The following is a 3,829-nucleotide window of genomic DNA, read 5'->3' as shown; positions in this document are numbered from 1 at the left end:
CAACGCATCACGATGCGCACCTGCAGATGGTCCTGCAGGTCGCTGCCGACACCCGGCGCATCGAGCACGACGTCGATGCCGTGCTGTTTCAGCAGATCAGCCGGGCCGATGCCGGACAGCTGCAGCAGCTGCGGCGAATTGTAGGCTCCGCTCGAGACGAGGATCTCCTTGCGGGCCCGCGCCGTCCGCTGCCGGCCGCGCTGGCTGAACGTGACGCCGGACGCGCGGCGGCCCTCGAACAGGAGGCGCTGGGCCAGCGCATCGGTTTCGACGTGGAGATTGCTGCGGCCGAGAGCCGGGCGCAGATAGGACACCGCGCTGCTGGCACGGCGCCCACGGCGCGTCGTGGTCTGGAAAAAGCCCGCACCCTCCTGGCTCGCACCGTTGAAGTCGCCATTGAACGGCAGGCCGGTCTCGACCGCCGCCTTGACGAACGCCTCCGACAGCGGATCCTCGTGCCGCCAGTCCGACACCGGCAGCGGGCCACCTGTGCCGTGATAGGTGTCGGCGCCGCGCGACTGATTTTCCGCCCGCTTGAAATAGGGCAGCACGTCGTCATAGCCCCAGCCGATATTGCCGCGTTGCCGCCAACGGTCGTAGTCCTCGTGCTGGCCGCGGACATAGAGCAGGCCGTTGATCGAGCTGGAGCCACCGAGCACCTTGCCGCGCGGCTGGAACACGGAGCGGCCGTCGAGCCCCGGCTCGGGCTCGGTCTGGTACATCCAGTTGACGGTCTTTTCCTTGAACAGCTTGCCGTAGCCGAGCGGGACGTGGATCCAGATGTTGGTGTCCTTCGGTCCGGCTTCGAGCAGCAGCACCGTGTGCCTGCCGTCGCTGCTCAGCCGGTTGGCGAGCACGCAGCCGGCCGAGCCGGCGCCGACCACGATGTAATCGAACTCCAGGTCCTGCTCACGCAACGCCGCGCTGCCTTCCATCGCTATCCTGCCCGATCATTTTGTTCTTTGATCCCTGGAGATACCAAAATGGCAGCGCATGCAAGCCACAAATCGGCAGGGCTGGCCGGCCCATGCGCCGTTACCTCCTTTCGCCGAGCAGTTGCGCGGTGTGCCGCGCGATCATCATTTCTTCGTCGGTATTGATGATGAAGACGCGAACCCCCGAAGCGTCGGACGAGATCACGGTTTCACCGGCGCGATTCCGGCTCTCGTCCAAGCCGATGCCGAGCCATTCGAACCCCGCACAGACGCGCTCCCGAATACGCCAGGCGTGTTCGCCAATGCCGCCACAGAACACGACCGCATCGAGGCCGGAGAGCACCGCCGTCATGGCGCCGAGCTCGCGCCTGATCCGGTCGACGAAATAATCGATGGCCTGGCCGGCTTCCAGCGTGCCGGACTGCTCCAGCTCGCGCATGTCCTGCGACAGTCCCGAGAGGCCTTTGAGCCCCGAATGATTGTAGAGGAGATCCGTGACCGCCGCGGCCGTCATGCCCTTTTCCTGCAGCAAATAGAGCACGACGCCAGGATCCAGCTGTCCGCAGCGTGTACCCATCGGCAGGCCGTCGAGCGCGGTGAAGCCCATCGACGAACCGATGCTGCGCCCGTCGCGGATCGCGCACATCGAGGCGCCGTTGCCGAGATGCATGACGACCACACGGCCCTTCTCCTCCTGCGGCGCGATCTCCCTCAGTCGATGGATGACGTACTCGTAGGACAGTCCGTGAAACCCGTAGCGCCGGATACCCTGGTCGTAGAACTCGCGCGGCAAGGCATAGGTGTCGTTCACCCAGGGATGCGAGCGGTGGAAGGCCGTGTCGAAACAGGCAACCTGCAGCGCGCCGGGAAATGCACGGTGCGCGGCGCGCACGCCGGAGAGATTGTGCGGCTGATGCAGCGGCGCCAGCGGATCGAGCGTCGCGAGGCGCGCCACGACGTCATGATCAACGACAATGGGGTGCGTGAACAGGAGTCCGCCATGGACGATGCGATGACCGATCGCGTCGACGGGGGTGCGGCCGAGGGCGCGGTGCAGGACATCGATCACCACCACCAGCGCTGCCTCGTGATCGGTCGCCCGGGTTGCATCGAGCCGCTCATCGGCGAAGCTCTCGCCCCTCAAGTTGGCGCGAAGATGCGGCGTGGCGCTTCCGAGTGCCTCGATTTGGCCGCGCATCGCTTCGACGGGATCGGCTCCGCGTTCGAACAAGGCGAACTTGATCGAGGAGGAACCGGCATTGAGCGTCAGAATGTGCTGCTGGGTCATGCCGCCAGTCCTCGCAGAGCTGTCCTACCAACGCACAAAATGCCGAAAATACGATCCAATTTCATGACGGCCCGAAGACAAATAAAACGCTAGGTTGTATCGCTGGCGCGATAGTATCGTCCGCCGACGCGTTGCCCAAGCGAACCGGCTTGCGGGGAGGACTGTGGTGACCATGCCTCGACATCTCCTGCCGACCACCGTGGTCGGAAGCTATCCGCAGCCGGACTGGCTGGTCGATCGCACCATGCTCTCCAAATCCGTGCCGCGCATCCGGTTGCAGGGCATGTGGCGGATCCAGCGGCCGCTGCTCGACGATGCCCAGGACGATGCCACGATCGTCGCGATTCACGACATGGAGCAGGCCGGGATCGACATCGTGTCGGATGGCGAGATCCGCCGCGAGAGCTATTCCAACCGTTTTGCCACGGCGCTCGACGGCATCGACGCCGACAATCCCGCGATCATCATCTCGCCATCGGGCATCAAGACCCCGGTGCCGCGCGTGGTGGGTCCCATCCGGCGGAAATACCCCGTCGAGCTGCGCGACATGGAGTTCCTCCGCCGCAACACGACGCGCGCCGCCAAGATCACCTTGCCCGGGCCATTTACCCTGAGCCAGCAGGCGCAGGACGATTTCTATCGTGACGACGAGGCGCTGGCGATGGCCTTCGCCGAGGTCGTCAATGCCGAAGCCCGGGATCTGCAGCGGGCGGGCGCGGACGTCATCCAGCTCGACGAACCCTGGGTCCGCAACAACCCGCAGGCCGCGCGGCGCTATGCGGTGAAGGCCATCGACCGGGCGCTCGATCGCATCACCGTGCCCACGGTCGTCCATGTCTGCTTCGGTTATGCCGCGATCGTGCCGGGCTCCAGCAAGCCGAGCGGATATCCGTTCCTGACGGAGCTCGCCGATTGCAGCGCCAGCCAGATTGCGATCGAGGCGGCGCAGCCGCGGCTCGATCTTGGCGTGCTGAAGGAGCTCTCGGCCAAGACCATCGTGCTCGGCGTGCTCGATCTCGGCGATCCCGAGGTGGAGCCGGTCGCGGTCATCGCCGAGCGCATCCGCAACGGCCTTAAAGTCGTGGCGCCGGAGCGGCTGGTGGTCGCGCCGGATTGCGGGATGAAATACCTGCCGCGGGCGACCGCGTTCGGGAAATTGAAGGCGATGTGCGCGGCGGCGGCGCGGGTGCGCGAAGAGCTAGCATAAAGGCAATGCGGCAGAAGCGACGCATGTCGGGCGGCGATCTCCACGGCGGCGCCACCCTTGAACCCCATTTGCGGAATAAGGCAGGCGGCGAACGCTGAAGACCGGCCGGGCCGATCTCGGCGGAAGGGAGGCTCTGATGGCCGTCTGCATCATGCCAGGATTCACGCCGAGACGTGTCGCCGGCGCGATCGCCCTGCTCGGCTGCGCATCCGTCGGCCCTGCGAGCGCCGATCCGATCGAGGACGTCATGGGCGGGCTGCTGCGCGACGCGCGCAGCTCGTTCGCGCGCGTGGTGCCGCTCGAGCTGGTGCCGACGATGCCGTCGTTGCAGCCTCCTCCCATCCAACAACCTGCACCGCCCATGGCCGCGCGGCCACTGCCGCCGCCGCAGGCGGTGAG

General features: G+C 66.1%; 3 protein-coding genes and 1 pseudogene. 2 read left to right on the top strand and 2 right to left on the bottom strand.

Features of this window, described 5'->3' with window-relative positions:
• The coding region (locus BRAS3809_RS15095; RefSeq protein WP_035656353.1) for a GMC family oxidoreductase at positions 1-935 on the bottom strand (935 nt) is incomplete at its 3' end.
• Positions 936-1,035: 100 nt separating this feature from the next.
• Positions 1,036-2,223, bottom strand: coding sequence for an acetate/propionate family kinase (locus tag BRAS3809_RS15090; protein WP_008962981.1), 1,188 nt, complete (start codon positions 2,221-2,223; stop codon positions 1,036-1,038).
• Positions 2,224-2,395: 172 nt separating this feature from the next.
• Here BRAS3809_RS15090 and BRAS3809_RS15085 point away from each other — a divergent pair, with 172 nt between their 5' ends.
• The gene (locus BRAS3809_RS15085) at positions 2,396-3,430 is read left to right on the top strand and encodes a cobalamin-independent methionine synthase II family protein (protein ID WP_008962980.1); all 1,035 of its coding nucleotides are present in this window, start codon (positions 2,396-2,398) and stop codon (positions 3,428-3,430) included.
• Between the two features lie 136 nt (positions 3,431-3,566).
• Positions 3,567-3,829 (top strand): annotated as a pseudogene (locus tag BRAS3809_RS15080) (hypothetical protein); the annotation flags it as partial.

The organism is Bradyrhizobium sp. STM 3809, assembly GCF_000239795.1.
GTDB lineage: Bacteria > Pseudomonadota > Alphaproteobacteria > Rhizobiales > Xanthobacteraceae > Bradyrhizobium.
This window is presented reverse-complemented; position numbering and strand designations above follow the sequence as displayed.

Excerpts from the sequence above, each read along its gene's own strand:
- BRAS3809_RS15090 (WP_008962981.1), bottom strand. The coding sequence starts at position 2,223 with ATGACCCAGCAGCACATTCTGACGCTCAATGCCGGTTCCTCCTCGATC.
- BRAS3809_RS15085 (WP_008962980.1), top strand. The coding sequence starts at position 2,396 with ATGCCTCGACATCTCCTGCCGACCACCGTGGTCGGAAGCTATCCGCAG.